Raw genomic sequence first — 21,910 nt, forward strand, 5'->3', positions numbered from 1 at the left:
GATTGGACGGGTGCTTGTGAGAGTCAACCCCATGCGGCCTTCACATGCAACACTTTGATCACTTGTGAGGAGGGGTTGATGGCGACGTTCAGTCACATCTCGGGAGACCGGATGCTCGACCTGATCAACACGGTCGAGTGGAGACTCGGAGGCACCGAGCGAGAGGAGGACCTCGCTTCCTACGGCCATGTGCTCACGTGGTGTCTGGAATCCGGTCTCATCGACGTGTCAGAGCAGAAGCTGCTGGTGGCCTTGGCTGAGAATGACTCTCGCACCGCATTCAGCGAGCTCGACAAGGTGATCGCGCTCCGTGAGAACGCCTACGGGGCCCTGTTCCACGGCGACAAGAGCGCCGCTGCCGCCCTTGCTGCCGCCTTCCGCGAGGCACTCGACGCTGCCACGCTCGCCCGAGGCGCGGGTGGCGCGAGCTGGTCGTGGACGGACCTGTCGGCAGCCTTGGACACGCCACGACATCGCATCGCGCGTGGCCTGATCGGCCTCCTCACGCGTGACGATCTCGACCGTCTGCACCAGTGCGAAGACGCCATCTGCGGCTGGGTCTACCTCGACACCTCTCCCCGTCGCAATCGACGCTGGTGTGTCACCCGCGACTGCGGCGACCGCAATCGCTCTCGCGCCTACTACGCACGCCAGCAAGCGCGGAAACAGGCATCTCCGCCGGCCGACATGTAACTCGCGCACCAAGTGTTTCGTGCGCGTCGGCCGCGCCGTCGATCAGCATGCCCGGTCAGTTCAGCCATCGTTGCTGCCGGGGAATGCTGCGCAGTCGGCAGCAGCGGAGGGCGGGTGTCATCGCACTGTGCTCGGGCCACGGGCAGACCCGCCGCATCCCGCGCCGCCGCCACGGCGAACACCAGGCCCTGGCCGATCGTGGCGCCTGCGCCCGGGTAGACGTGACCGAACACGTTCGCCGAAGTGTTGCCGGCGGCGTAGAGCCCGGCAATCGGCGAGCCGTCGGGGCGCAGCACGCGAGCGCGCTCGTCGGTGACGAGTCCGCCGCAGGTGCCGAGATCGCTGAGGACCACCTGCACCGCGAAGAGCCGCCCTGCGAGCGGCCGCAGATTCGGGTTCGGCGATTGTGTGGGGTCGCCGTAGTACCTGTCGTAGGCACTCGCGCCGCGACCGAAATCGTGGTCGGTGCCCATCCCCGCGAGATGGTTGAAGCGCGCGAGGCTCTCCTCAAAGGCGCCGGCACGCACTCCCATCGCCGCGGCGAGCTCCGCGGGCGTCTCGCCGAGCGCCGCGACCCCGCCCTCGATCCACGCCGCAGGCAGCGGGAGCCCCGGCATCACGGTGCCGCCGAGCAGGTAGTTGCGGCGATAGCGCTGGTCGAACACCAGCCACATCGTGCCGACGGGATCGCCGTCCGCGAACCGGCGCAGCACCTCTTGGCCGAAGCTCATGTAGTCCCGGGATTCGTTGATGAACCGCTTCCCGTGGCGATCGATCATGAAACTGCCTGGCAGGGAGCGCTCGGCGAGGAGGGGAAGCGGCGCTGCAGCGCCCGGCTGTGCGAGGGCCGGGAACCACCAGGACTCCTCCAGCAGCGCAGTTCCGGCGCCGACGGATTCGCCGATCCGGAGCCCGTCGCCCGTGCTCCCTGTCGCCCCGAGGCTCACGTCGGCCGTGAGCACCTCGGACTGCACCTGCCGCCGCAGCGCCAGGTCATGGTCGAACCCGCCGGCGGCGAGCAGCACCCCGCGCCGGGCGCGCACCTGCACCCGTCGGCCCTCGCGGATCACGACGGCGCCGACGACCCGGTCACCCTCGACCAGCAGCTCGCTCGCCTCGGAGTTCGTCCACACGGGGATCCCTGCAGCGCGCAGCCCCGCGAACAGGCCCCCGGCGATGGCCTGACCGCCCGCAGCGAGCTCCTTGCCGAGCGTCTTCCCTCCGACTCCTTGGATGACGCGCCGCAGTGCGCTCGGCAGGGATCGCGCCGGGGTGCGGGCGATGAGGTTCAGCCACTTGTAGTCGGCGCCGGTGACGGGCATCGGAACCGGGGCCTCCATCACGGCCTCACGCAGCAGCGGCCGATCCTCGCCGAGCGCGGCGAGATCGAAAGGCGCGCATTCGACCGTCCGGCCCTCAGCGGATCCTCCCGGCAGCTCCGGGTGGTAGTCCGAATAGCCCTTCGCCCAGAAGAACTCCATGAGGGTCGTGCGCTCCATGAGGGCGACCGTCTCCGGACCGAGAGCGAGGTAGGCCTCGAGGATGTCGTCGGGGATGCCGGCATCGGCCGTGAGAGTGCGCAGGTAGGCGAGAGCATCGGCGGCAGTGTCGCTCGCTCCCTCGCGCTCCAGCACCTCGTTCCCGGGGATCCAGAACGCCCCACCGGAGCGGGCGAGGGAGCCGCCGACGCGATCCGTCTTCTCGAGCACGAGGGCGGTGAGCCCTGCTTCGTGGGCAGCGAGGGCGCCGAGCATCCCGGTGCCGGAGCCGATCACGAGGAAGTCGACCTCGGTGTCGAAACCCTGCGCAGCTGCGCCCTGGCTGAGGGCCGGTGCGGGGGACGCGGGAGTCGTCGGGGTCATGAGCAGGCCTTTCTGCTGGAGTGCTCCCATGTTGCCCGCTGCTGCCGCCGCGCACTCCGAGAATGGTGGTTCTCCCGCCGGAGAGCCGCGGGCAGGCATATCCTCCAGCGAAAGCAGGCAGAACGCCGGCCGGAATCGAGGGCACCCCATGGAGATCGCACCACTCCCGCCCATTGGCGTCGATCGGGCCCGCGGCCGTCTCCGCGGCGCCGTGCGCACGGGATCGCTCGTGGCTGTCTGTGCTCTTCTCCTGGGTGGCTGTGCAGGTGAGCCCGCGAGCCTGCAGGGCCTCGACGAGCTGGGCGTGGGAGTCTGCATCCCGACTGATCGAGCTGGGGACTGGGTCGCAGGAGTCATCCCTCTGTCAGTGCCGGAAGGCGCGCGTGCGCTCACGATCACTGCGGTCGATGGCGATGAGGGGATGCCCCCGGGGGTCTCCGATGCGCGCAGTGAAGCTGAGGCGATGGGGGACGCCGTCATTGTGAAGGGTGAGACCTTCGAGCCAGGACCCGCAGGCTGGGCGCTCGAGTCGCTCATCGACGCTGAACCGGAGGGCTGGAAGGCGCGCGTCCAGGCTCCCGGCTACACCATCGAACCGGGAGAGACTGTCCACCTTGTCGTGCCGCACTCCATTCGGCCCGGGGGGCTCGAGCCCGGGGAGACCGAGGAAGACTCCCACGGAGCGGTGCAGACCTGGCACGGGATCGCTCTGACCTACCGGCAGGGTCTGTACCTCACGAAGACCACGAACGTCGATCTCTCGATCGCGCAGGCCGTCGGCGTGAACTGCAGTGCCGATCCGCTGAACCCCGGTGGCTTCGTCGCCGGAGATCTCCTGACTTCCGACGGCGGCTGAGCCGCGAGGCCCGTGCGCCAGGTGCTCAGCCCTGCGCGCCCTCCATCAGCTCGACATGGCGCTGCGCGACGGCGGTCTCGAGCGCACCGATCAGGTCGGTGAGCTCGAGCTCGACCTGCTCGCGGACGGAGACCGCGCCTTCGACGGTGAGATCCTCGCGGAAGTGCAGGCCGACGCTGCCGACGACGTTCGCGCCGACGCGCGCGAAGAGCCGCTCGAGCAGCTCGATGGAGCCCGCAGCGCCGCCCCAGCCGTAGCCCACCAGCACGATCGGCAGCCCCGACCACTCCTCGTAGAGGAAGTCGATCGCGTTCTTGAGGATCGCGGGGTACGCGCCGTTGTACTCGGGAGTCGCGATCACCACGGCGTCGAGGGCCGCGACGCGCTCGGCCCAGTCGATCGCGTGCTGCTCGGTGCGGGGGAGACCCTGCTTGGGGGAGGAGGCGCCGTCGAAGAAGGGGAGGCCCTGCGCGGCCAGATCGATCTCGTCGACCTCCCAGCTCTCGCCGACGTGCTCGCGCACCCAGCTCCCCACGTGCTCGCCGACGCGGTTGGGGCGGTTGCTGGAGACGATGATTCCGAGCTTCGGCATGAGGGGGGTCCTCCGGGGTAGTTGAGGTTTGGATGATCTGACGCTCCAGTATTGCGCCGACCGGAGCCGCGCGACCAGATCGCGAACCCGGGGTGTGGGGCTCCTCGCAGGCTCGGAGGGAGCACGGCCCGTAGAATCGGGGTCATGACCGAGACTTCGCTCGAGAACCCCGCCGTCGACCCCGACTGCATCTTCTGCCAGATCGTCGCAGGTCGGATCCCCGCCGAGATCGTCCACGAGAGCGACAAGCTGATCGCCTTCCGCGACACCTCTCCGAAGGCTCCCGTCCACGTCCTGGTCGTGCCCCGCCAGCACTACCGCGACGTGCGCGAGCTCGCCTTCGAGCCGCAGCTGATGTCGGAAGTCGTCCGCGCCGCCGAGGAGATCGCTCTCCAGGAGGCGAACGGTGACTTCCGCCTCGTGTTCAACACCGGTGCGAGCGCCGGTCAGTCCGTCTTCCACGTGCACGCGCACGTCCTTGCGGGCGAGGAGCTCGCAGAAGGAGCACTGTGACCCATTCCGTCACCCCCGCGCCCGGCACCCCCGCCGAGCCGATCGAGCGCCTCCTGGCGATCCCCGATCATCTGAACCCCGTGCAGGTCCTCGGCGAGAACGACGCCGCTCTCGCCGCGCTCGACGCAGCGGTGCCTGCCGTCGACGTCGTCATCCGCGGCCGCCAGGTCACCCTGCGCGGCATCGAGAGCGAGGTGCGCCGCGCCGAGCACATCGTGCGCACGCTGATCCAGGTCGCCGCGACCGGTCAGGGCGTCACGGCCGACGCCGTGCAGCGCGCCGTCGAGCTCTACGGGGACGAGCGCGCTCGCGGCGCGCAGATCGACCAGGTGCTCTCCCAGACGATCCTGTCGGCCCGCGGTCGCACCATCCGCCCGAAGACTCTCGGCCAGAAGCAGTATGTGGACGCCGTCCAGTCGCACACGATCACCTTCGGCATCGGTCCCGCCGGCACCGGCAAGACCTACCTCGCGGTCGCGATGGCGGTCCAGCAGCTGCTGAGCAAGCAGATCAACCGGATCATCCTCACCCGGCCCGCCGTGGAGGCGGGGGAGCGGCTCGGCTTCCTGCCGGGCACGCTGAACGAGAAGATCGATCCTTACCTGCGCCCGCTCTACGACGCGCTGCACGACATGCTCGACCCCGATTCGATACCGCGCCTCATGGGCGCCGGCACGATCGAGGTCGCCCCGCTCGCGTACATGCGCGGCCGCACCCTGAACGACGCCTTCATCATCCTCGACGAGGCGCAGAACACGACGCCCGAGCAGATGAAGATGTTCCTCACCCGCCTCGGCTTCAACTCCACCATGGTCATCACCGGCGACGTCACCCAGGTCGACCTGCCCGGCGGCCAGGCCAGCGGCCTGCGCGTGGTGGAGCAGGTGCTCGGCGACGTCGACGACATCTCCTTCTGCCACCTCGGCGCGCGCGACGTCGTGCGCCACCGTCTCGTCTCCGACATCGTCGAGGCCTACGGCAAGTGGGAGGTGGGCTCAGGCGGCCCGAACGCTGCGCGCGCTCCGCACGCGCGCACCGGCAACCGCGAGGCGCGCCGGGCCGGAGCGCCGCGCCAGTCGAAGACCGATCTGACCACCGAGGGGGATCCGCGATGAGCATCGAAGTGCGCAACGAGACCACGGCGAAGATCGACGAGCGGGAGTTCGTCGATCTCGCCCGCTACGTCTTCGACGCGATGCACCTGCATCCCGCGACCGAGCTGTCCGTGCTGTTCGTCGACGAGCCGGCCATGGAGCAGCTGCACATCCGCTGGATGGACGAGCCCGGACCCACCGACGTGCTGTCCTTCCCGATGGACGAGCTGATCCCCGGCACGCCGGAGCGCCCCGCGCCCGAGGGGCTGCTCGGCGACATCGTCATCTGCCCCACGATTGCGGCGCAGCAGGCGGCCACGGCAGGGCACAGCGCCGCCGAGGAGATGCTCCTGCTCGCCACCCACGGCATGCTCCACCTGATGGGCTACGACCACGCCGAGGAGGACGAGCGCACCGTCATGTTCGACCTCCAGCGCACGCTCCTGCTCACCTTCCTCGCCTCGCGCGGGCGTGAGGCGAAGTGACCCTCTTCCTCGTCCTCATCCCGCTGGCGGTCCTCGGTCTCGTCGTCGGCGCCCTGCTCTCCGCCGCCGACGCGGCGCTGCTGGGCACCTCGCGCGCCGCGCTCGAGCGCGCGCTCGAGGAGTCGCCCGAGCGCACCCGCCGCCGCGTCCTGCATCAGCACGACGACGCCCCGCATTCGCTGGCAGCGATCAGCCTGGGGCGCGTGATCGCCGAATCCGTGATGGTCGTCGCGATCACCGCGCTCGTCTTCGAGACGATGGAGGGCTGGGTCCTCCCCGGCCTGCTGGCCACCGCGATCTCCGTGATCGCCTCGTTCCTCGTCGTCTCCGTCTCCCCGCGCACCATCGGTCGCCGCCGGCCCGAGGCCACCTCGATCCGCCTCTCCGGGCTGATCACGATCATCCGGGGCCTCCTCGGTCCCCCCGCCCGGCTGATGATCCACATCGGCTCCGCATTCACCCCCGGCGGGAAGATCTCCGGAGGTCCCTACGCCACCGAGGCGGAGCTGCGGCAGTTCGTGGACCGCGCCATGGAGAACGAGGAGCTCCAGAACACCGAGCGCGACATGATCCAGGGCGTCTTCGACCTCGGCGACACCCACGTGCGCGAGATCATGCTGCCCCGCACCGACATCATCGCCCTCGAGGGCGACACCACCGCCGAGAAGGCGATGCGCCTGTTCGTGCGCTCGGGCTTCTCCCGCATCCCCGTGATCGGGGAGGGGATGGACGACGTCCTCGGCGTGCTGTACGTCAAGGACCTCATGCGCACGATCCACTCGCCGTGGGATCCGCGCCCCGACCGCCCCGTCACCGAGATCATGCGCCCGGCGATGTTCATCCCCGAGTTCCTCGGGGCCGATGAAGTCCTCCACCACATGCAGACGACCCGCGTGCACATCGCGATCGTCGTGGACGAGTACGGCGGAGTCTCCGGAATGGTCACCATCGAGGACGTCCTCGAGGAGATCGTGGGAGAGATCGCCGACGAGCACGACCGCCGCGAGGTCAGCATCGAGGACCTCGGCGACGGCGTCTTCCGCGTCCCCGCGCGCGAGACCATCTCCACCACCGGCGAGCTGTTCGGCCTGGACATCGAGGAGGAGGACGTCGACACTATCGGCGGCCTGCTCGCAAAGGCCATCGGCCGCATCCCGATCGTCGGCTCCGAGGGGGAGGCGCTCGGACTGCGCATCGTCGGCGACCGCACGGGCGGCCGCCGCAAGCAGCTCGCGAGCGTGCTCGTCGCCCGCGCCCCGCGCGAGAGCGAGGAGGAGCGCGAGGAGCGCGAGAGCACCCGCGAAGAGCGGCGTGAAGAGCGCCGGGAGGAGCGCGAGGAGCGCCGAGAGGCCGAGCGCGAGAGGCGCCGGGCCGACGCCCCCGGCAGCAGCGCCGACCCGCACCCCACCCCGCACACCGAGGAGAACCATGCCTGAGCAGGACCAGCACCACCGCACTGCCGAGCCCGCTCACCGCACTGAAGAGCCCGCTCTCCGAACTGCCGAGCCCGCTCACCGCTCGGGGTTCGTCGCGATCGTGGGCCGGCCGAACGTCGGCAAGTCCACCCTCACCAACGCACTCGTCGGCGAGAAGGTCGCGATCACCTCCTCGAAGCCGCAGACGACCCGCCGCGCGATCCGCGGCATCGTGACCCGGCCCGGAGCGCAGATCGTGCTGGTGGACACCCCCGGGGTGCACCGCCCGCGCACCCTGCTCGGAGAGCGCCTGAACGACCTCGTGCGAGAGACCCTCGCGGGTGTGGACGTCGTCGGCTTCTGCCTCCCCGCCGACCAGAAGATCGGACCGGGCGACCGGCACATCGCCGAGGATCTGCGCGAGCTGCGAAGCGGTCGCCGAGGGCCGAAGCTCATCGCGATCATCACCAAGTGCGACCTCGTGAAGCCCGATGCGATCGCCGAGCACCTGCTCAGCGTCAGCGAACTGCTGGAGTTCGACGAGATCATCCCGATCAGCGCGGTCGCCGGGCGCCAGGTCGACACGCTCGTGGACGTCATCGCCGGAGTCCTCCCCGCCGGGCCGGTCCTCTACCCGGAGGATCAGCTCACCGAGGAGGACGACGCCGACCGCATCGCCGAGCTCATCCGCGAGGCCGCGCTCGAGGGCGTGCGGGACGAGCTGCCCCACTCCATCGCCGTCGTGGTCGAGGAGATCGTCGAGGAGGACCTCGACGGCGACCCCTTCGTCACTCCCGAGCCCGGCACCGGACGCCTCGTGGTGCGCGCGAGCCTCTTCGTCGAGCGCGACAGCCAGAAGGGCATCATCATCGGCCGCGCGGGATCACGACTGAAGGAGGTCGGCTCCGAGGCGCGCAAGAGCATCAACCAGCTCCTCGGCCGGCGCGTCCACCTCGACCTGCGCGTGAAGATCGCCAAGGACTGGCAGCGCGACCCCAAGCAGCTCGGCCGCCTCGGGTTCTGAGGGGACGTGCGCCGCGACCCTCCGCGAGCGTGCGGAACCGCCCCATTCGCCGCCGCGGACGATGTGCTGTGGGGCACTGCTGCGGTGATACCGTGGCCGCATGCGTGGTCAGCTCCTCCTTCTTAGCCGCCGCGTCGAGGCCTGAACCGCCGGGTCCCCGACGCGGCGCTCGTTCCTGCCCCGGCGACCCCACCTGACCTGAAGGAATCGCAGTGACCACCACGCCCCAGAGCCCATCGGCCTCCCCGGCGCCCTCCGCAGTCGCCCCCCGCGCCGCCACCGCCGATCCCGCGCAGCCGGTCGTCGGCTCCAGCGGAGACGCTCCCCAGAAGCCCTCAGGGATGCCGGCGCACAAGTACCTCCCGTTCGAGGAGCAGATCCGCGTGGATCTGCCCGACCGCACCTGGCCCGATGCGCGCATCACCCGAGCGCCGCGCTGGTGCGCGGTCGACCTGCGCGACGGGAACCAGGCGCTCATCGACCCGATGAACTCCGAGCGCAAGCTGCGGATGTTCGAGCTGCTGGTGCGGATGGGCTACAAGGAGATCGAGGTCGGATTCCCCTCGGCCTCGCAGACCGACTTCGACTTCGTGCGCACCCTCATCGAAGAGGATCGCATTCCCGAAGATGTCTCCATCCAGGTGCTCACCCAGTCCCGCGAGCACCTCATCGAGCGCACCTACGAGGCGATCCGCGGCGCGAAGCGCGCCGTCGTGCACCTGTACAACTCGACCTCGATCGTGCAGCGCGACGTCGTCTTCCGCTCCGACGAGGACGGCGTGCTCGACATCGCGGTGCAGGGCGCGCTCCTGTGCAAGAAGTACGAGGAGACCATCGAGGGCACCGACATCACCTACGAGTACTCGCCCGAGTCCTACACGGGCACGGAGCTCGAGTACGCCGTGCGCGTGTGCAACGCGGTCGCCGAGATCTTCAAGCCGACGCCCGAGCACAAGATGATCGTGAACCTGCCCGCGACCGTCGAGATGGCGACCCCCAACGTGTACGCCGACTCGATCGAGTGGATGCACCGCCACCTCGAGCCGCGCGATTCGATCGTGCTGTCCCTGCACCCCCACAACGACCGGGGCACGGGCGTCGCCGCCGCGGAGCTCGGCTATCTGGCCGGGGCCGACCGCATCGAGGGCTGCCTGTTCGGCAACGGCGAGCGCACCGGCAACGTCGACTTGGTGACGCTGGGCCTGAACCTGTTCAGCCAGGGCATCGACCCGCAGATCGACTTCAGCGACATGGACGAGATCCGCCGCACTGTCGAGCACTGCAACCAGATGCGCGTGCCCGAGCGCTCCCCGTACGGCGGCGACCTCGTCTTCACGGCCTTCTCCGGCTCCCACCAGGACGCCATCAAGAAGGGCCTGGAGCGGATGGAGTCCGACGCCGCCGCGGCGGGGAAGGACGTCGACGACCTCGTCTGGCGCGTGCCGTACCTGCCGATCGATCCTCGCGACATCGGCCGCTCCTACGAGGCCGTGATCCGCGTGAACAGCCAGTCCGGCAAGGGCGGAATGGCCTATCTGCTGCGCACGGAGCACGGCCTGGATCTGCCGCGCCGCCTGCAGATCGAGTTCTCCGGAATCGTCCAGGGCCTCACCGACACCGGGGGCGGCGAGGTCTCGCCGGCGGCGCTGTGGGAGTGCTTCCAGGACGAGTACCTGCCCTCGGCCGACCGCGCGAAGGCCTGGGGCCGCTACGGCTTCCGCGGCGTGCACCAGGAGTCCGCGGGCGACGGCGCCGACAGGATCGCCGTCGAGCTGCGCGTGGGAGAGACCGAGCAGACGATCTCGGGCATCGGCAACGGTCCCCTCGACGCGTTCGTGCGGGCGCTGGAGTCCAAGGGCGTGCAGCTGCGCATCCTGGACTACGCCGAGCACGCGCTCACCGAGGGCGAGCACTCTCTGGCCGCCTCGTACGTGGAGTGCGAGATCGGCGACGCGATCTACTGGGGCGTCGGCATCGACGGCTCCACCACGCGCGCTGCCCTGCAGGCGATCGTCTCGGCCCTGAACCGGGCGGAGCGGGTGCGCAGCGCCGCCTGAGCGCAGCGTCCCGCCATGAGGGCCCCCGGTCGCGCAGCAGTGCACGCGGCCGGGGGCCCTCGGCGTGCCCGCGGCCCCGGCGGTACGATCCCGGCATGGCCTACGAGGTGAAGACCCATCCGACCGACGTCGATCCCGCGCAGTACTGCGCCGAGCTTCCCACCGCGCGCCGGCGCGAGGAGGGAGCGCGCCTGCTGGAGCTGTTCGGCGAGGTGACCGGGGAGAGCGCCGTGATGTGGGGCCCGAGCATGATCGGCTACGGCGCGATGGAGTACCGCCGGCGCGTCTCCGAGGGCACGTGGTTCCGCCTCGGGTTCAGCCCGCGCAAGGCCGCGCTCTCGCTCTACGGGCTGCAGGACTTCGACGGTGCGAGCGAGATGCTGGACCGTCTCGGCAAGCACCGGCGCGGGGCCGGCTGCGTGTACGTCAACGGGCTGAAGGACATCGACGAGTCGGTGCTGCGGGAGCTGCTCGAGGCGTCCTGGGCGAGCACCGAGGGCGGGGTCGTCGCCGAGGGCTGCTGAGCGCCCAGAGCGGGCGAGACCGCTCAGACCCGATCGGCCTCCCGCAGCGCATCCGTCTCGAGCACCTCGGCCACGTATTCCGCGGAGACGACGGCCGCACCGCCCGCTTCCGCGAATCGGTCCTCTGTGCGCCCCCGCTGCCGTCGGCGCTCGGCGAGGGTGGTGCCGATCGAGGCGGCGATGACGAATGCGACTGCTGCGAGGCCGAACGCGCTGATGGGCTGCGCGAGCAGGACGAGGCCGGCGAGCATCGCGATCGCAGGCTCGAGGCTCAGGAGGATGCTGAAGACGTGCCGCGGCAGCCGGCGCAGCGCCGAGAGCTCCAGGGTGTAGGGGATCACGGAGGCCAGCAGCGCCGTGCCGAGGGCCAGCAGCAGAAATCGGGGCTCCTCGAGCGCGCCGATGACGCCGTGCGCGCCGAGGGGCATGAGGAGCAGCGCGCCGATCGCCACGGACACCGCGAGGCCTCCCTGCCCCGGCACCTTCGTGCCCACGTGCGCGCTCGCGAGCACGTAGCAGGCCCAGAAGACGCCCGCGGCGAGGGCCCACATGACGCCGATCGGGTCGAGAGCGGAGAGGCCGAGCGAGCTCTCCACGCCGAAGAGGCTGACTCCCGCGAGCGCGAGAGCGACGCAGGCGAGGTCGGCGAGCCTGCGGGACAGGATCGCCGAGAGGACCAGCGGCCCCAGGAACTCGATCGCGACCGCGGTGCCCAGCGGGATCCGGGAGATCGAGGCGTAGAAGCTGCCGTTCATGGCCCCGAGGGAGAGACCGAAGAGCAGCACCGCGCTCCATTGCGATCGGTGCCAGCGGTGCACGGCAGGGCGCACGAGCAGCAGCAGGACGATTCCCGCGAGGCCGAGGCGCAGGGCGGTCACGCCCCAGGAGCCGAGGGCGGGGAAGAGCTGCGCGGCGAGGGCCGCGCCGAACTGGAGGGAGACGCACGAGCCGAGGATCATCGCCACGGCAGGCGTCATGGAGCCGGAGGAGGGGGAGAGGAGACGAGCCACCTGGACAGTCTGCGGTGCGGGCCGACGGAAGGACAGTCCATCATGTCGCGAGTCTGCGAAGATGATCGTGAAGCAGATGCGGATGATCCGACGGTGCGCGAGGACGCCGCGGAAAGGTCCGCAGATCGCCGCCTCGCATCACTCCTGGAAGGAGAGCGCCATGCTGAACCTGCAGCGCCTGCGCGTCCTGCATGAGCTCGAGCGGCTGGGGACTCTGACCGAGGTGGCGCGGGCGCTGAACTACTCGACGTCCGCCGTCTCCCAGCAGCTCGCGCAGCTCGAGAAGGAGGCCGACGTCGCCCTGGTGGAGAAGGTCGGCCGGCACGTGGTGCTCACCGACGCGGGAGTGCTGCTCGCCGGGCATGCGCGCACCCTGCTGGAGGCCGTGGAGCGGGCGCAGGCCGAGCTGGCCGCCGTGCGGCCCGCGCTCTCGGGCGTGCTTCGCGTCGCGTCCTTCCAGTCCGTGATGCTGCAGCTGGTGCCGCCGGCGCTCTCGATCCTCTACGAGCGCTTCCCCGACCTGCAGCTCGAGGTCGCGCAGCGGGAGGTGGAGCCGGCGTACGCGGGCCTGCTCGCCCACGAGTTCGACGTGATCCTGGGGGAGGAGTACCCAGGAATGGACGAGCCGATGCGGCCCGGGGAGCAGCGCGAAGAGCTGCTGCGCGATCCGCTGCTGCTGGCGGTCCCCGCCCTCGGCCCCTGGGCCGGAGCGGGCAGCATCACGGAACTGGCCGCAGCGAACTGGACCGCCGATCCGGAATGGGCGATGCCCGGCCGATGGCTGCGCGGCGCCGCCCGCGAGCGCGGCTTCGAGCCTCGCATCCGCTTCGAGACCATCGACCTGCTGCTGCAGGCGCACCTGGTCCGCTCCGGACACGCCGTCGGCATCCTTCCCCAGCTCATCGCGACCCAGCACCTCGCCGGAGCGCATCTGCACGCGCTGCCGGGAGCACCGGTGCGGCGGATCTACACCGCAGTGCGCTCCGGCGGCGCGGCGCATCCGGCGGTCGCAGCGTTCCGATCGGCGCTGACGGAGGCCGCGCAGGGGCTGCCTCCGCTGCCGCTCAGCCCTTCGCCGGGAAGCTCGTGAGCGCAGCCTCGGCGATCTTCGCGAGCTGACGGCGATCGGAGATCGCGCCGACCACAGCGCCGAGCCCGGGGATGGCCTTGCCGAACAGGCGTGTGGAGCGCAGAGCGAAGCGGCGCATGATCCGCGATCCGATCGCCTGCGCGATCTGCGAGCTCGAGCCGCGGCGCATGCGCGAGGCGACTCCGCGGGCGGCGACTCCGGCGATCGGACCGAGACCGAGGCTGCCGAGCACGTCCCCGGCCTCCTCGCCGGTGAGCGCTGCGAGCACGCGCACGCGCACCTCCTCGTCGTTCAGGTCATAGCCGCGCACGGCGGCGATCCCTCCGACGAGCCGGGTGGCCTGGACGTAGAACTCGAAGATGTTCGCCGGCAGCAGCACGGGCAGCGTGATAAACCCGCCGAGCCCCGTCGCGAAGCCCGCGACTCCCACGCCGCGGCGGTGCTGGCGGATGAGGCGCTTGATCGCCTTCTCGGGCCGTCCCTTGCCTGCGGCCTTCTGCGCGCGTCGCGCGACGTCCGCGGCGGAGGCGTAGCCGAAGCGCCCGTCCAGACCGATGTCGCGGAAGGACTCCACGAGGCTCTGCAGGGCGCCGCCGTCGGACTGCGCAGCTGCGCCGTCCCCGCGCCGGGCCTCCTTCATGGCGGCGCGGGTGCTGCGCCGGGCTCGCTTCTTCTCGGCGGGGCTGAACAGGTTCAGGATGCCCATGGCGGTTCCTCGTCTCGCGTGCTGTGGGGGTGGGGAGTCGTGGAATCAATCCACCATGCCGCCCTGGGAGCACGCGCAGAACCGGAGTGCGGCGAGTCGGTCCTCGAGCCGTGCGCCCGCCGGAGCGGAGGGTTCACCAGGTGCCGAGAGGGACCATCCCCACGATCTCGTGCAGGGGGCCACCGGAGCGCCCTTCGCCGAGGCGCGAGGCCACCAGCTCCACCTCGCGCGCGGTCCACTCGGGACCGCGGTACACCGAGAGCGCGTGCACGGCCTCCTGGAGGAGGATATGGGCGGGCGCGCTCTCGCGCGGCTGCCCCTTCTGCCGGGGCGCGCGCCGGGCCTGCGGCGCCCGGGCGGAGACGCGCGCGACCGTGAGATGCGCGCGCCGGCGCTCGCGGGGGCTCTCGCCGAGCCAGGGCTGGGCGAGCAGCCGCTCCATCCCGGCCGCGTCTCCGCCCGCCCCGATCCACAGGGTGCGGCCGGAGAACTCGCCGGCGCCCGCGAGATGCAGGGTGAGGGGGTCGAACCCAGCGGCGAGCTGCGCCATCTCGTCGAGGGCGTCCTCGAGGGCCCCGTCGGGGATATCCGGGTGGAATGCGAGCGTGAGGTGCTGCTGCTCCATGTCCGTGAAGCGCAGGGCGCGGCCCGCGCGTGCGCGCACGTCCTCCAGAGCCGAGTCCAGATGCTCGAGGATGTCCTGCGGGGGCCTGATCGCTGCGAAGAGCCTCATGCGAGGAGCCTGCCACAGCGCGCCGACATGCGGGCGGCGACGGGCGGCCCTCGGCCCGTTCGTCGGCCGCCGGCGGTAGATTCGGCTGCATCATGCAGAAGCTCTACCGCGACCATGCGATCGTCCTGCGCACCCACCCTCTGGGCGAGGCGGACCGCATCATCACCCTCCTGTCCCGTCGGCATGGGAAAGTGCGCGCGGTCGCGAAGGGAGTGCGCCGCACCGGGAGCCGGTTCGGCGCGCGACTGGAGCCCTTCGGCCTCATCGACATCCAGCTCCACGCGGGGAAGAGCCTGCACACCGTCAACCAGGTCGAGAGCATCGAGTCCTTCGCCCAGGCCATCACCGCCGACTACACGCGCTTCACCGCGGCGACCGCGATGCTCGAGACGATGGACCGGCTCAGCGACGACGTCATCGACTCTTCGCCTCGCAGCTTCCTGCTGCTGGTCGGCGCGATGCGCACCGTCGCCGCGGGAAGGATCCCCCCGGCGCTCGCGCTCGATGCGTTCCTGCTGCGCACGCTTGCGCTCTCGGGATGGGCGCCGGAGCTGCGGGTGTGCGCGAGCTGCGGAGCAGAAGGTCCGCACCACGCGCTCGACGTCTCCGCGGGCGGGCTCGTCTGCTCCGCGTGCCGCAAGCCCGGTGCGATCGCGTTGCGCGCCGCCGCGGTGGAGCACATGATCTTCCTGCTGGCAGGCGACTGGGACAGCGTCCTCGCAGCCGATCCCACGGTCCAGCTCGAGGCGAGCCGCATCATCGCCGACACGATCACCTGGCACCTGGAGCGGTCCGTCCGCTCGCTGGGGTACGTCGAGCGCTGAGCCGCGCGGGCCTGCAGCGGCGCCGCGCGACCGGCCGGGCCTCCATCTGCCATCCTGTGGTGCATGAGCCCAGCTGCACCCGTCTACGACGAGCCCTACGACCACCCCAGCGGCGCGCGGCCCCCGCAGCTCCCGCGCCCCACGATCCCGCGCCACGTCGCAGTGGTCATGGACGGCAACGGCCGCTGGGCGAACCAGCGCGGCCTGCCGCGCACGGCCGGCCACGAGGCGGGGGAGGCGGCCCTGCTCGACGTCGTCGCGGGAGCGCTGCAGATCGGCGTCACGCACCTCTCCGCCTATGCGTTCTCCACCGAGAACTGGAAGCGCTCCCCGGAGGAGGTGCGCTTCCTGATGGGCTTCTCGCGCTCCGTGCTGCGCCGCCAGCGCGACACCCTGAACGCCTGGGGCGTGCGGATCGTGTGGATCGGCCGCGAGCAGCGCCTGTGGTCCTCGGTGATCAAGGAGCTCAAGGAGGCCGAGGAGCTCACGCGCAGCAACACGCGCATGACCCTCTACATGTGCGTGAACCACGGCGGCCGCGCGGAGATCGTCGACGGCGTGCGCGAGATCGTCGCGGCCGCGCGCGCCGGTCGCGTGAGCCCGCGCTCCATCACGGAGTCCTCGTTCCGGGGGTGGCTGAATGATCCCGATATGCCCGACGTCGATCTGTTCCTGCGCACGAGCGGCGAGCAGCGCACCTCGAACTTCCTGCTGTGGGAGGCGGCCTACGCGGAGCTCGTGTTCGTGCCGGAGCTGTGGCCCGACGTCGACCGGGTCGTGCTGTGGAGGGCGATCACCGAGTACGCGCGTCGAGATCGTCGCTACGGCGGGGCGGTGGACGCGCCGCAGGATCCCGCAGCCGGGAGCTGAGCGGGCGTCAGCGGAACGTGCCGTCGGCCCCCGGCTCACGGGAGGAGTCGGCGGCGCTCACCTCCGCGGTATCGGCGGCAGCCTCCGCGAGCACGGTGGAGCGCCGGCGCCGGCTGCGGACCAGCACGATCACCACAGCAGAGACGATCGCGAGGACCGCGACGGCCGCCCACGGGCTGCGCAGGAACAGCTCCACCCACAGCGCCACGGCGGCGAGGCCGACAGTCGCATAGATGACCGCCCAGGCGAAGCCGCCGATGATCAGCGCCGGAACGTAGCGCACCGCGGGCATGCGGATCAGCCCGGCGGAGAAGTTGGCGGCGGTCTGGAAGCCGACGGTCAGGAAGCTGAGCGCGACCACCGGCGCTCCCCAGCGGCTCACGACATCGATCGCGTTGACCACCCGCGGGCTCTCGACCAGCTCGGCGATGCGCCCGCGGCGCGCGAGGCGATGCGCCCCGCGGCCGACGAGGTACGTGGCGCCGGCGCGGCAGAGCACCACGAACCAGAGGAACGCGACGGCGGGAACGATGGGGAGGGACCGGATCCACTCGAGCACGGCTCAGCGGCCCCCGTCCGCGTCGGCACTGGGATCGGCTGCACCGGGTCCGGCGGCATCCGCCTGCGCCGCGTGCTCAGGGCACAGCCCGAACAGCTCCATCGTGTGGTCGACCGCGGCGAAGCCGTGCTCGCTCGCGACCTTCTGGGTCCACTCCTCGAGGGCCTGAGGCGCCTGGAACTCGACGGTCCGCCCGCACTGCCGGCACACCAGATGGTGGTGATGGGCGGACTGCGCGCACTGGCGGTAGATCGACTCGCCGTCGTCGGTGACCAGCACGTCGACCTGGCCGGACTGCGCCATCGCCTGCAGCGCCCGGTACACGGTCGCCAGGCCCACGCTCGCGCCGCCCGCGCGCATGTCCTCGTGGATCTGCTGGGCGCTGCGGAAATCGTCCTGGCGGCCGAGCGCCTCCAGGATCGCGGTGCGCTGCTTGGTGGTGCGCTGCTTCGTGGTCCCCTCCATCGCTCCAGTCTCCCCGATCAGGCCGCGGCCTGGCGGCGGCGACGGGCCTGGATCACAGGGCGCGCGATCTGTCCGAGCACGTAGACCCCGATCGTCAGCAGCACGATCACCCCGCCCGGGGGCAGATCCACATACGCCGTGAGGATCAGCCCGCCGAGGCTGCACAGCACGGCGATCACCATGGCCGTGCGCATCGTGCGGCTGAATCCGACCACGAGCGACTGCGCCGCGGCGACCGGCACGATCATCAGCGCCGAGACCATCAGCGCGCCGACGATCCGCATCGCGAGCGTGACCGTGAGGGCTGCGATGATGGCGATGAGGATGTTCATCGCCCGCACCGGCAGTCCTGAGGCCCGCGCGAACTCCTCGTCGGCCGTGACGGTGAACAGCACCTTCCCGAGCGCGAGGCCGACGGCCATCACGATCAGCGCGAGCACGATCGTGATCACGAGGTCGGAGCCGGTCACGGTCGACAGGGAGCCGAAGAGGTAGCCCATGAGGTTCTGCGAGCCGCCGCCGGCGAGCTGGATGATCACGACCCCGCCCGCGATCCCGCCGTAGAAGAGGATCGCGAGCGCGACGTCGCGGCTCGTGTGGCTGAGCTCGCGGACGATCTCGATGACGACCGCGCCGAGGATCGAGGCGATCAGCGCGCCGGGGATCGCCAGCAGATCCACGGGCGTCGCGGAGATCCACGCGCCGACGAGCCAGCCGACGGCCACACCGGTGAGGGCGACATGCCCGAGCCCGTCGCCCAGCAGCGAGAGCCGCTTCTGCACGAGGTAGGTGCCGACGATCGGCGCGGTGAGTCCGATCAGGACGGCGATGATCAGCGGGTATCGCATGATGTCGCTGGTGAGGAGGTCCCAGGGGGAGATGATCACGGGTGGATCTCCTGTCCGAGGCAGGCGGCGGCGTCGAGCGCGTGGTCGTGGCCGGGGTCGATCAGCGGGCGGGAGCTCGGATCCCCGTCATGGATGATCCGCCCCTGGTCCAGGACCACCGCGCGGGAGATGTCGCCGGCGAGCACGCCCAGCTCGTGGAGCACCACGACGATCGTGGTGCCGCGCGAGACGAGCCGGCGCAGCAGGATCGCGAGCTGATCCTGGGTCGCGACGTCGACGCCGGAGAACGGCTCGTCGAGCACGAGCAGCTCGGGGGAGCGCACGAGTGCGCGGGCGATCATGACGCGCTGGCGCTGCCCGCCCGACATCTGGTTCACGGGCCGATCCGCGAGCGCGCTGAGGCCGAGATCCGCGAGCAGCGCATCGATCCGGGGGTCTTTCGCGCGGGAGAACCAGCGCCTCGGCCCGAGCAGACCCGTGGCGACCATCTCTCGCGCGGTCGCAGGGATCGTGCCGGGCTCCGCGGCGTACTGCGGCACGTACCCGAGCCGCGCGTGGACGGATCGCTCCGCCACGGCGCTGCCGAACAGCTCGATCCGGCCCTCGTCCAGCGGAAGGATCCCCACCAGCGAGCGCAGCAGCGTGGATTTGCCCGAGCCGTTCGCCCCGAGCAGGGCGACGAGCTCCCCGCGCTGCACCGTGAGGTCGACGTCGTGCAGCACGGAGGTGCCGCCTAGGTGCACGTGGACGTCTCGGGCGGCGATGACGGGGGCCGGCGCCGCCCCGGACGGGGCAGGGGCCGACCCGGATGGGGCAGGGGACGCGCTCATGTCCAGCTCTCCACGATCCTGCGGGCGTTCTCGCGCATCACTGCAGGGTAGTCGGCATCTTCGCTCGTGCGGCTCTCGAGGTTGTCGAGCTCGTCGGTGCGCACGCCGATGTTCGCCGCGAGCGACTCGGCGACCTTCGGCGATGCCGTGGTCTCGAAGAACACTGTGGTCAGCCCCTTGTCCGCGATGATCTGCTCGAGCTGCAGGAGCCGGTTCGGGGAGGGCTCGACCTCCGGGTCGATCCCGGAGATCCCGATCTGCTCCAGGCCGTAGCGCTGGGCGAGGTAGCCGAAGGCGGCGTGGCTGGTGACGAAGGCGCGCTCTCCATCGGGCAAGCTGGAGGCGCCGTACTGCGCGGCGAGCTCGGCGTCCAGCGCCTCGAGCTCTGCGCGGGCGGCGTCGGCTGCGGCAGCCAGCGCGCTGCCGTCGGCTCCCTCGATCGCTGCGCCGAGCCGGTCGGCAATCGCATCGCCGACGGTCGCCAGGCGCAGCGGATCATGCCAGAAGTGGGGATCGAGGGCTCCGTGGTCGTGGCCCTCGTGACCCTCGTGGCCCGATTCCTCCTCGTGCCCCGATTCCTCCTCGTGACCCGCCCCCTCCTCATGCGCATCCTCCGCGTGCTCATCGCCGTGCGCCTCCTCCCCGGTGCTCGTGAGCAGCGGGATGACGGTCGAGACGTCGAGAGAGCGATCGCTGAGACCGCGGGAGGCGATCGTGTCGTCGAGCGCGGCGATCATCCCGGGCACCTGCAGGATCAGCGTCGCCTTCTCCAGCAGGGCGACCTGCGCGAGCGAGAGCTCGAGGTCATGGGAGTTCGATCCCGGGGGGATGAGGCTCTGCACCTCGGCGACGTCCGCGCCGACGTGCTGCGCGATGTATTCGAGCGGGTAGCAGGGGACGATCACCAGGGGAGCGTCCGATGCGGCGCCGGATCCGGTGCCGCACGCGCTCACCGTGCCGGTGATGGCAAGCGCACCTGCGCCGGCACCGAGGGTCCGCAGCAGGCGTCGGCGGGAGAGCGGCGTCGAACGAGGCGAGGCCAGAGCGGGGGGCGGGCCGAACAAGAACATGACAATCATTCTCATTCACACGGGGTCTGCGCGCAACTCGACGCGCCCGGTGCCGTCTGCCCGTGCGCGCACGGGCGCGCCGGTCGTGGCGCGAGCGGTCACCCCTGGTGCGAATCGCGTCAGGAGAGACGAGAAGCGCGCGTCTCGTCTGTGCTGACGCGATTCACCCCGGGCTGCGCTGGCGGCGCGGAGAATCGGGGTTGCGCTGGCCGCGCGGGGAATCGGGGCCGCGCGGACGGCGCGGAGAGTCTGCGAGCCTCTGCCCCGGCTATCCTGGCGGGGCGTGCCCGTGACGTGCCCGCAGCCAGCGATCGCACGTCGGCCCGCACCATCGCACCCGAGCATCGCAGGAGTTCCCCGTGGCCAAGGCCCCCGCCAGCACCCTGGACAACGTCATCGCCCTCGCCAAGCGGCGCGGATTCGTCTTCCCCGCGGGAGACATCTACGGCGGCACCCGCTCCGCGTGGGACTACGGCCCCCTCGGCGTCGAGCTCAAGGAGAACATCCGACAGCAGTGGTGGCGCACCTTCGTGCGCAGCCGCGAGGACATGGTGGGCCTGGACTCCTCGATCGTGCTCCCCAAGCGCGTGTGGGAGGCCTCCGGCCACGTGAAGACCTTCACCGACCCGCTGGTCGAGTGCCGCTCCTGCCACTCCCGCTTCCGCGAGGACCACCTGATCGAGGCGTTCGAGGAGAAGAAGGGCCGCGCTCCCGAGAACGGCCTCGCGGACATCGCCTGCCCGAACTGCGGCACGCGCGGCGAGTTCACCGACCCCCAGCAGTTCTCGGGGCTGATGAAGACCTACCTCGGCGCCGTGGACAACGAGTCCGGGCTGCACTACCTGCGCCCCGAGACCGCCCAGGGCATCTTCGTGAACTTCCTCAACGTCGTCACGGCCTCGCGCCAGAAGCCCCCCTTCGGCATCGGCCAGGTCGGCAAGGCGTTCCGCAACGAGATCACGCCGGGCAACTTCATCTTCCGCACCCGCGAGTTCGAGCAGATGGAGATCGAGTTCTTCACTCCTCCCGCCGAGGCCGGCGAGTGGTTCGAGAAGTGGGTCGAGGACTGCTGGAACTGGTTCGTGGATCTCGGCATCGACCCCGCGAACATGCGGAAGTTCGAGGTCCCCGAGGACAAGCGCGCCCACTACTCCGACGGCACCATCGACATCGAGTACCGCTTCGGCTTCCAGGGCAGCGAGTGGGGCGAGCTCATGGGCATCGCCAACCGCACCGACTTCGACCTCACCAGCCACACCGAGGCATCCGGCACGAAGATGCAGTACTTCGACCAGGCCGCGAACGAGCGCTACACCCCGTACGTCATCGAGCCGTCCTTCGGCCTCACCCGCTCGATGATGGCGTTCCTCGTCGACGCCTACGTCGAGGACGAGGCGCCGAACACGAAGGGCGGAGTGGACGTGCGCACCGTGCTGAAGCTCGACCCGCGCCTGGCGCCGGTGAAGGCGGCCGTGCTGCCGCTGTCCAAGAGCGAGGATCTGGTGCCCCGCGCGGAGGCCCTCGCCAGCGAGCTGCGCGAGCAGTGGAACGTGGAGATGGACGTCTCCCAGGCGATCGGGCGCCGCTACCGCCGCCAGGACGAGATCGGCACCCCGTTCTGCATCACCGTCGACTTCGAGACGGCGGGCGACCAGGCGGTGACGATCCGCGACCGCGACACCATGTCCCAGGAGCGCGTGGCGCTGGACCAGGTGCGCGGCTACCTCGCGGAGCGCCTGCGCGGCGCCTGAGCCCGCAGTTTAGAGCGGCCCTCCCGGGATCGATCCCGG

Annotated in this window: 23 protein-coding genes; 13 read left to right on the plus strand and 10 right to left on the minus strand. The window is 70.7% G+C overall.

Translation table 11 applies throughout. The features are described 5' to 3' along the window. Nucleotides 1–78 precede the first annotated feature (78 nt). Entirely contained in the window at nucleotides 79–693 is a 615-nt protein-coding gene (locus Bequi_RS09465; protein ID WP_249737690.1) for a CGNR zinc finger domain-containing protein, read from the plus strand. Here Bequi_RS09465 and Bequi_RS09470 read toward each other — a convergent pair. Then, nucleotides 642–2,585 carry a 3-ketosteroid-delta-1-dehydrogenase gene (locus tag Bequi_RS09470; RefSeq protein WP_249737691.1) on the minus strand — a complete coding sequence of 648 codons (1,944 nt, stop codon included), beginning with the start codon at nucleotides 2,583–2,585 and terminating at the stop codon, nucleotides 642–644. The two genes, Bequi_RS09465 and Bequi_RS09470, sit on opposite strands and share 52 nt — an antisense overlap. 433 nt (nucleotides 2,586–3,018) lie before the next feature. On the opposite strand from Bequi_RS09470, the gene Bequi_RS09475 reads away from it, so the two are divergent. After that, nucleotides 3,019–3,411 carry a hypothetical protein gene (locus Bequi_RS09475; RefSeq protein WP_249737692.1) on the plus strand — a complete coding sequence of 131 codons (393 nt, stop codon included), beginning with the start codon at nucleotides 3,019–3,021 and terminating at the stop codon, nucleotides 3,409–3,411. 25 nt (nucleotides 3,412–3,436) lie between these two features. Here the strand turns inward: Bequi_RS09475 and Bequi_RS09480 are convergent, their stop codons facing one another. Next, nucleotides 3,437–4,003, minus strand: coding sequence for an NADPH-dependent FMN reductase (locus tag Bequi_RS09480; RefSeq protein ID WP_249737693.1), 567 nt, complete (start codon nucleotides 4,001–4,003; stop codon nucleotides 3,437–3,439). Nucleotides 4,004–4,147: 144 nt separating this feature from the next. Here Bequi_RS09480 and Bequi_RS09485 point away from each other — a divergent pair, with 144 nt between their 5' ends. From Bequi_RS09485 to Bequi_RS09515, 7 genes are all read left to right on the plus strand, one after another. Continuing rightward, the gene (locus Bequi_RS09485) at nucleotides 4,148–4,516 is read left to right on the plus strand and encodes a histidine triad nucleotide-binding protein (RefSeq protein WP_249737694.1); all 369 of its coding nucleotides are present in this window, start codon (nucleotides 4,148–4,150) and stop codon (nucleotides 4,514–4,516) included. Then, nucleotides 4,513–5,631, plus strand: a complete 1,119-nt coding sequence (locus tag Bequi_RS09490) for a PhoH family protein (RefSeq protein ID WP_249737695.1) — start codon at nucleotides 4,513–4,515, stop codon at nucleotides 5,629–5,631. The genes Bequi_RS09485 and Bequi_RS09490 overlap by 4 nt, the downstream gene beginning before the upstream one ends. Continuing rightward, nucleotides 5,628–6,095, plus strand: coding sequence for an rRNA maturation RNase YbeY (gene ybeY, locus Bequi_RS09495; RefSeq protein ID WP_249737696.1), 468 nt, complete (start codon nucleotides 5,628–5,630; stop codon nucleotides 6,093–6,095). The genes Bequi_RS09490 and ybeY overlap by 4 nt, the downstream gene beginning before the upstream one ends. Beyond that, on the plus strand, nucleotides 6,092–7,531 hold the full coding sequence (locus Bequi_RS09500; protein ID WP_249737697.1) for a hemolysin family protein: 1,440 nt from the start codon (nucleotides 6,092–6,094) through the stop codon (nucleotides 7,529–7,531). Before ybeY ends, Bequi_RS09500 begins: the two co-directional genes overlap by 4 nt. Beyond that, nucleotides 7,524–8,534 carry a GTPase Era gene (gene era / locus Bequi_RS09505; protein WP_249737698.1) on the plus strand — a complete coding sequence of 337 codons (1,011 nt, stop codon included), beginning with the start codon at nucleotides 7,524–7,526 and terminating at the stop codon, nucleotides 8,532–8,534. The genes Bequi_RS09500 and era overlap by 8 nt, the downstream gene beginning before the upstream one ends. Before the next feature lie 341 nt (nucleotides 8,535–8,875). Then, complete coding sequence (gene leuA, locus Bequi_RS09510) at nucleotides 8,876–10,591, plus strand: 2-isopropylmalate synthase (protein WP_249737793.1); 1,716 nt, start codon at nucleotides 8,876–8,878, stop codon at nucleotides 10,589–10,591. Nucleotides 10,592–10,686: 95 nt separating this feature from the next. After that, a complete protein-coding gene (locus tag Bequi_RS09515; protein WP_249737699.1) occupies nucleotides 10,687–11,115 on the plus strand; it encodes a DUF1801 domain-containing protein in 429 nt (142 codons plus the stop codon). 23 nt (nucleotides 11,116–11,138) lie between these two features. On the opposite strand, the gene Bequi_RS09520 is transcribed toward Bequi_RS09515, so the two are convergent. Next, nucleotides 11,139–12,125 carry an EamA family transporter gene (locus Bequi_RS09520; protein ID WP_347271987.1) on the minus strand — a complete coding sequence of 329 codons (987 nt, stop codon included), beginning with the start codon at nucleotides 12,123–12,125 and terminating at the stop codon, nucleotides 11,139–11,141. A gap of 160 nt (nucleotides 12,126–12,285) precedes the next feature. Here Bequi_RS09520 and Bequi_RS09525 point away from each other — a divergent pair, with 160 nt between their 5' ends. After that, complete coding sequence (locus Bequi_RS09525) at nucleotides 12,286–13,215, plus strand: LysR family transcriptional regulator (protein ID WP_249737700.1); 930 nt, start codon at nucleotides 12,286–12,288, stop codon at nucleotides 13,213–13,215. On the opposite strand, the gene Bequi_RS09530 is transcribed toward Bequi_RS09525, so the two are convergent. Further along, the gene (locus tag Bequi_RS09530) at nucleotides 13,190–13,921 is read right to left on the minus strand and encodes an EcsC family protein (RefSeq protein WP_249737701.1); all 732 of its coding nucleotides are present in this window, start codon (nucleotides 13,919–13,921) and stop codon (nucleotides 13,190–13,192) included. The genes Bequi_RS09525 and Bequi_RS09530 overlap by 26 nt on opposite strands. A 133-nt stretch (nucleotides 13,922–14,054) precedes the next feature. Next, on the minus strand, nucleotides 14,055–14,654 hold the full coding sequence (locus tag Bequi_RS09535) for a 2'-5' RNA ligase family protein (protein WP_249737702.1): 600 nt from the start codon (nucleotides 14,652–14,654) through the stop codon (nucleotides 14,055–14,057). A gap of 92 nt (nucleotides 14,655–14,746) precedes the next feature. On the opposite strand from Bequi_RS09535, the gene recO reads away from it, so the two are divergent. Continuing rightward, nucleotides 14,747–15,478, plus strand: a complete 732-nt coding sequence (gene recO, locus Bequi_RS09540; RefSeq protein ID WP_249737703.1) for a DNA repair protein RecO — start codon at nucleotides 14,747–14,749, stop codon at nucleotides 15,476–15,478. A 63-nt stretch (nucleotides 15,479–15,541) separates the two neighbouring features. Beyond that, nucleotides 15,542–16,348, plus strand: coding sequence for an isoprenyl transferase (locus Bequi_RS09545; protein ID WP_249737704.1), 807 nt, complete (start codon nucleotides 15,542–15,544; stop codon nucleotides 16,346–16,348). A gap of 7 nt (nucleotides 16,349–16,355) precedes the next feature. On the opposite strand, the gene Bequi_RS09550 is transcribed toward Bequi_RS09545, so the two are convergent. The 5 genes from Bequi_RS09550 to Bequi_RS09570 are packed head-to-tail and all read right to left on the minus strand — an operon-like array spanning nucleotide 16,356 to nucleotide 20,120. Further along, nucleotides 16,356–16,907 carry a DedA family protein gene (locus tag Bequi_RS09550; RefSeq protein WP_249737705.1) on the minus strand — a complete coding sequence of 184 codons (552 nt, stop codon included), beginning with the start codon at nucleotides 16,905–16,907 and terminating at the stop codon, nucleotides 16,356–16,358. Between the two features lie 3 nt (nucleotides 16,908–16,910). After that, nucleotides 16,911–17,372: a Fur family transcriptional regulator gene (locus tag Bequi_RS09555; protein WP_249737706.1), complete on the minus strand. Its 462-nt coding sequence runs from the start codon at nucleotides 17,370–17,372 to the stop codon at nucleotides 16,911–16,913. Nucleotides 17,373–17,389: 17 nt separating this feature from the next. Next, entirely contained in the window at nucleotides 17,390–18,256 is an 867-nt protein-coding gene (locus Bequi_RS09560) for a metal ABC transporter permease (protein WP_249737795.1), read from the minus strand. Beyond that, nucleotides 18,256–19,050, minus strand: coding sequence for a metal ABC transporter ATP-binding protein (locus Bequi_RS09565; RefSeq protein ID WP_249737707.1), 795 nt, complete (start codon nucleotides 19,048–19,050; stop codon nucleotides 18,256–18,258). Before Bequi_RS09565 ends, Bequi_RS09560 begins: the two co-directional genes overlap by 1 nt. Beyond that, on the minus strand, nucleotides 19,047–20,120 hold the full coding sequence (locus tag Bequi_RS09570; protein WP_249737708.1) for a metal ABC transporter substrate-binding protein: 1,074 nt from the start codon (nucleotides 20,118–20,120) through the stop codon (nucleotides 19,047–19,049). Before Bequi_RS09570 ends, Bequi_RS09565 begins: the two co-directional genes overlap by 4 nt. Before the next feature lie 359 nt (nucleotides 20,121–20,479). Here Bequi_RS09570 and Bequi_RS09575 point away from each other — a divergent pair, with 359 nt between their 5' ends. Continuing rightward, nucleotides 20,480–21,871, plus strand: coding sequence for a glycine--tRNA ligase (locus Bequi_RS09575; protein WP_249737709.1), 1,392 nt, complete (start codon nucleotides 20,480–20,482; stop codon nucleotides 21,869–21,871). The last annotated feature ends 39 nt before the right edge of the window (nucleotides 21,872–21,910 follow it).

This window comes from Brachybacterium equifaecis (assembly GCF_023509525.1).
GTDB lineage: Bacteria > Actinomycetota > Actinomycetes > Actinomycetales > Dermabacteraceae > Brachybacterium > Brachybacterium equifaecis.